The sequence below is a fragment of the Streptomyces sp. NPDC005202 genome (genome assembly GCF_040608235.1).
Lineage (GTDB): Bacteria > Actinomycetota > Actinomycetes > Streptomycetales > Streptomycetaceae > Streptomyces.
In genome coordinates this window covers 1-5,103 of the sequence record NZ_JBEXHW010000074.1, presented here as the reverse complement: position 1 = coordinate 5,103, position 5,103 = coordinate 1, and the positions used below count along the sequence as shown (strand labels likewise).

General features: G+C 70.7%; 5 protein-coding genes. 2 read left to right on the top strand and 3 right to left on the bottom strand.

Annotation, left to right across the window (positions count from 1 at the left end; all coding sequences use genetic code 11):
• Window positions 1–280: 280 nt before the first annotated feature.
• On the bottom strand, window positions 281–1,135 hold the full coding sequence (locus tag ABZV31_RS37960) for a histidine phosphatase family protein (RefSeq protein ID WP_355901407.1): 855 nt from the start codon (window positions 1,133–1,135) through the stop codon (window positions 281–283).
• Window positions 1,136–1,198: 63 nt separating this feature from the next.
• Window positions 1,199–2,431, bottom strand: a complete 1,233-nt coding sequence (locus ABZV31_RS37955; RefSeq protein ID WP_355901404.1) for an acyltransferase family protein — start codon at window positions 2,429–2,431, stop codon at window positions 1,199–1,201.
• Window positions 2,432–2,607: 176 nt separating this feature from the next.
• Here ABZV31_RS37955 and ABZV31_RS37950 point away from each other — a divergent pair, with 176 nt between their 5' ends.
• Complete coding sequence (locus ABZV31_RS37950) at window positions 2,608–3,255, top strand: response regulator transcription factor (protein WP_355901406.1); 648 nt, start codon at window positions 2,608–2,610, stop codon at window positions 3,253–3,255.
• Window positions 3,255–4,364 (top strand): histidine kinase, encoded by a 1,110-nt coding sequence (locus ABZV31_RS37945; protein WP_355901402.1) that lies wholly within the window; start codon window positions 3,255–3,257, stop codon window positions 4,362–4,364. Before ABZV31_RS37950 ends, ABZV31_RS37945 begins: the two co-directional genes overlap by 1 nt.
• 212 nt (window positions 4,365–4,576) lie before the next feature.
• On the opposite strand, the gene ABZV31_RS37940 is transcribed toward ABZV31_RS37945, so the two are convergent.
• A complete protein-coding gene (locus ABZV31_RS37940; protein WP_355901400.1) occupies window positions 4,577–4,882 on the bottom strand; it encodes a hypothetical protein in 306 nt (101 codons plus the stop codon).
• Window positions 4,883–5,103: the final 221 nt, after the last annotated feature.

Sequence of the window (5,103 nt, the reverse complement as noted above, 5' to 3'; positions counted from 1 at the left end):
TCCCCGGCCCATTCCCCCATCACCACAACAACGAGTCTGGCCCCGCCGCTCACGCGGCGGGGCCAGAACCCCAAGATCTTCATGGGTCTTCTAGGTCCCGTCGGTCGGTTCCTGGCGCTGGTGACAGCGCTGGCAATCGATCTGACAATCAGGCGCCTGTTCGGCGCTTGATACGACCACGGCCCCGACGGTAGGACGCCGAGGCCGTGATGCTGCGGGTTTCTCCCGAGTGGATTATCTGGGGTGTCGCACCTGTCGCACTGTTACGGTGCCCCGTTGATCAGTGGAAACAGTGGTGACCTCCCCCTTCGGCGTCACCGCGGCCTCGGGTGCGCGGGTCGGCCTGCAGCAGATCGGCGACCGTGCAGTCCAGCACTCGGCGCACATCTTGTCCAGATCCTCCAGGCGGACCGTGACCGGGGTACGGGCTTACAGCGCGGCAACCTTTCCTCGGGCCCTTGGAGCGGTCAAGCGACCGGTCCGTAGGTGGCGTGGCGCCCGTGTGTACCCACCCGGCCGTCCCGGTATCGCACTGACCGCTCCCAGGGCGCCCCCACACGTCGTGGGCCGCCCGCCGGACTGGTCGCGGAATGCCGTAGCCGAACCGGACGTTCCAGCTGCCGTCGCGGAATATGAGAGAGATTGTGGACGGCCACGGCACGTCGAGGTGCCAGAAGGCTCTCACGGGTGCCGAGAGGGCATGGACGAGCGCCGCCCGGATCACGGACGATTCGACAATGGCCAGTGCACGATCGGCGTCAGGCGGCACGTGGCTCAGCCAGTGGGCGGTTCGCAGGCAGAGCTGGCGCACCGACTCGCCGCCGTGCGGTGCAGAATCCGGGTCGGTGAACCAGGCCGAGTACCCGTGGGGGTCGCTGGCGGCGACGTCGGCTACTGCGCGGCCGTACCACTGGCCGTAGTCGAAGTCGCGCAGGGCGGGCTCGGGCGTGGCCTCCAGACCGAGGGCAGCGGCGGTCCGCGCGCAGCGAGCCGAAGGTGCCCGGACGGCCAGCGAGTAGGGAGGAAACCCCGCGCTGGGGGAGCTTGTCTGCCGCAGGCCGGTCTCACTGGGGGACGGGTCACCGAAGACCCTGGTGGTCTCCTCGGCGGTCGCACTCAGAAACGTCAGACACATCGTCATACGCCTGACCTCCTTAACTGCCGTGCCACGCTGCATGGTGGGGCACGGCACCATCGGCTAGTGGATGAGACGGGCGGGTGTCGTGGCGGCGTACAGGGCGTACTCCAGCGGGCCTCGCCCAAAGACGCGGGTCCAGGCCAGGGCCGGCAGCATGGCCACCGCGGCGAAGCTGAGGAAGACCGGAAGCGCAGCGGAATCGGGCATGTCGTCGGTGCCGAAGACCTTGATGGCGATGATGTGGCCGACGTAGGCAGTCAGGGAGATGGAACCGACCGCGATCACCGGGGCGACCAGCCACCGCACGCGCGCGGAGCGGGCGGTGGCGATCAGGCAGGCGGCCAGGGCCGCCAGGGCGACACCGGTGTGGCCCACATTGGACCAGGTCGTCTGGCTGTGCGGGGCGGCCACCAGCAGCCAGGCAGGCCTGCCGGGCAGGAGTTCGTCGCCGACGGCGTCGGACCACCAGGCCGATGCGGCCGGGCCGCCTTCCGTGGCCGCGCTCACGGCGGCCTGCGCGCCCGGCACCAGGTGCAGGGCCAGCCAGGACCCGCCGTATCCGATCACCGCAAGGGCGGCGCCGCAGGCGGCGATCTTGGCCAGTGCGCGGGGCCGGGTGAGGTCGAGCTTGGCCACGGCCATTCCTGCGATGATGAACGGGAGCCAGGTCAGTACCGGGTATTTCCCGGTGACGAACAGTTCGACGATCCCGTCCGTGCTGGTGGCCCGGGCCAGGAGATCGTGGGCCATGACGGTGTCGGACCAGCTTCCGCCCTCGACGCCGGCCCGCAACAGATACAGGACCGGCGGCATGAGGAGCGCGGTTGCCGCAGCGATGACGGCCAGGGTGCCCGCCCGCAGCCGGTACAGGGGAAGGGCGAGGACGAACAGCAGCCCGCAGAAGGACAGGATCACGTCGACCGGCGTGTCCAGGGCGGTCAGCGCGTATCCGACGAGGGCGATCAGGACGACAGCGCGGATGAGCACGCGGCCCACGGCCTGCCGCCCCGCACGCCCGGTTCGCTGCTGCGGCCGGCCCGTCGGAAGAACCAGGGTGAACCCGGCCAGCAGAGCGAACAGCGCAGCGGACCGGCCGCGGGCAACCTCCAGGAACCAGCCGGACGGGCCGCCCACCGACGGCTCGGGGCCCACGTGCGCCGCGAACGTACCCAGGATGGCCAGGCCGCGGGCCAGGTCCAATCCGACCAGCCGTCCAGTCGACGACGCGCGGAAAGGGGAGTCGTCCGCCGGTTTCGCGGCGGACGGCACGGTCGACGGTGCGTCGTGCGTCATGTGCTCCAGGGTCGGTGCGCCCTGTCGGTGACAACCATCCGGCAGGTGTCCGGAACCACCCCGCCGACTGGCTGGCGCGGCTGCACCTCCGGGCCGGATCCGGTGTCCGGCACCAGGCAGGGCTCCCCTCGACGTGGTACGAATCGGACAGTGGTCCGATGGCGAGTGGAGCACGCGTGATCCGGGTACTGGTGGTCGACGACGAGGCTCTGATCCGCATGGGCTTCCAGCGCATCCTCGAGGCGGCCGATGGGATCGAGGTCATCGCGGCGGTCCCCGGCGGCCAGGCACTCCAGACGGCGCAGGAGACAGGCCCCGACGTCGTGCTGATGGACATCCGAATGCCGGACGTCGACGGACTCACCGTCCTGGCCGAACTCCGCCGGCTCCCGCACCCCCCGGTGGTGGCCATGCTCACGACGTTCGACATGGACGAGTACGTGGCGACGGCGCTCCGCTCGGGCGCCGCGGGATTCCTGCTCAAGGACACCGACCCCGAGGAGCTGCCGTTCCTGGTGCGTTCCCTGGCCGACGGTGGCACCGTACTGTCGGCCAAGGTGACCCGGACCGTGGTGGACGGCTACCTGGACGCCGGCTCACAGGACCGCGCCGCCGGCAGCCTCGACCGGCTCACCGACCGCGAGCGGACCGTGCTCGTCCTCATCGCCGAGGGACTGTCCAACACCGACATCGCCACGCGGCTGCACCTGAGCACTGGCACGGTCAAGGACCACGTGAGCGCCATCCTCACCAAGCTGGAGGTGGGCGGCCGGGTCCAGGCCGCCCTGCTCGCCCAGCGGGCCGGCCTCCTCAAGGACCCTTGATGACTCCCCGCCGCCTGCCCGCGCCGCTGCTGGACGCCATGCCGGTCGGAGTCTCGCTGCTCGACGTCTGGGCGCACTGGGACACCCACGAGCCGCTGCGCATGGCCTGCGCCCTCGGCGCCGCCTTCGCCCTGCTGCTGCGCCGCCGCCTGCCGCTGCTCACATTCCTGCTCACCCTTCCCGCCGTCCAGTTCTCCGACGCGGTCATCGCCTCTCTGATCGCGCTGTACACGCTCGCCTCGCTCACCCGCCACCGCGCCCTCCTGGCCGTCTGCGCCCTGGCGTTCACGCTGAGCGACATGGCCTCGTGGCCATCCCCGGCCTTCGACCTGACGAAAACCTCCACGCTGATCACGCTCGGCTACACCGGGGCGACGGCAGCCGCGCCCGTCTTCCTCGGCCAGCTCGTCCAGACGCGGCGCGACCTGTCGCTGCGGCTCGCCGAGATCTCCCAGGCCCGGGAACACGAACAGCTGCTGACCGCCCAGGCGGTCCTGGCCAGGGAACGCGCCCAGCTCGCCCGGGAGATGCACGACGTGGTCTCCCACCAGGTCAGTCTGATCGCGGTACGGGCCGGAGCGCTCCAGGTCGGCACCCGCGACGCGGAAGCCAAGGACGCAGCCGGCACCATCCGGCGGCTCAGCGTCCAGACCCTCGACGAGCTCCGCCACATGGTCAGCGTCCTGCGCGCCTCCGGCGGGCGCCCCGCCGAACTGACCCCGCAGCCGTCCCTGGCCGACCTCGAGCAGCTGGTCGGCAGCAGCGGCATCGATGCCCAGCTGACGACGGACCTGCCCGACGGCCTGCCGCCGACCCTCCAGCGCGCCGTCTACCGCACCGTCCAGGAAGCACTCACCAACACACGCAAACACGCCCCCGGCGCCACCGCGACGGTGCGCATCCACCACGAGGGCAGCGCCGTCCGCGTCACCGTCACCAACACCGCTCCCACCCGGCCCGCCCTGCCCCTGCCCAGCGCGCACTATGGCCTGGTCGGCCTGCGTCAGCGCGCCGCGCTCCTCGGCGGCACCGTCACCTCCGGTCCCACGGTCGACGGCGGCTACGAACTACGCCTGGAACTTCCAGCAGCCGACACAGCCCCTGGGTAGCACCGACGGCCACGTCGGCACGTCTGCACTTCAGTGCACGGCCGCTACGCAAGCCGCACCGCCGTCACACAACGCGGCCACCCAGGGACACCGGCGAGGTCGCGGAGACCACCGCCCGGATCATCGAGGGCCTCCCCCTCCCGGGAACCGCGGCGCACGATGTCCGCGAGCCGCTACCCCTGCCGAACGCGTCCCAGGACCGGAATTCGCGTTCATGCTGAGGCCCCGTCCACCATGGATATCCACACCTTGGACGACGAGGTCCGCCGCCCCCTGCCACCGGGCGGGGTTCCAGGCGCCGCCTCGAGGCCGGCGGGCGGGGCCAGCTCCCAACAGCGCCATCGCCGCCCGGGTGCGGACACCATGGCAAGGGCCTCGGTCAGCTCCGCCAGTGCGACGACCCGCCGCTCCAGCACGGCTTCAGCCTCCTCCAGTTCGGCCAGAGCCCGGTCGGCCTCGGCACGCAGCTCCTCCACCCGCACCCGGGCAGCCGTCTCCCGAACCTCCAACAGCCCCATCACCGACGGCACCTGAACACCTCCCCGACGAGACAACACGACGTGTCATCCCTGTCGCAGGACCGCCAACATCATGCCTGACCAGCGAAAACGCAGCGATCACGTTCGGTACGACAACGGCTTCTAAGCTTGTTGTTTAACCTCGGCGGTTCACCTGACCCGCTGATCTTGGTTGCTTCCTGAGACAGCAGGGCGGCCGTTCTTCACGCTTCGAGGTGTCG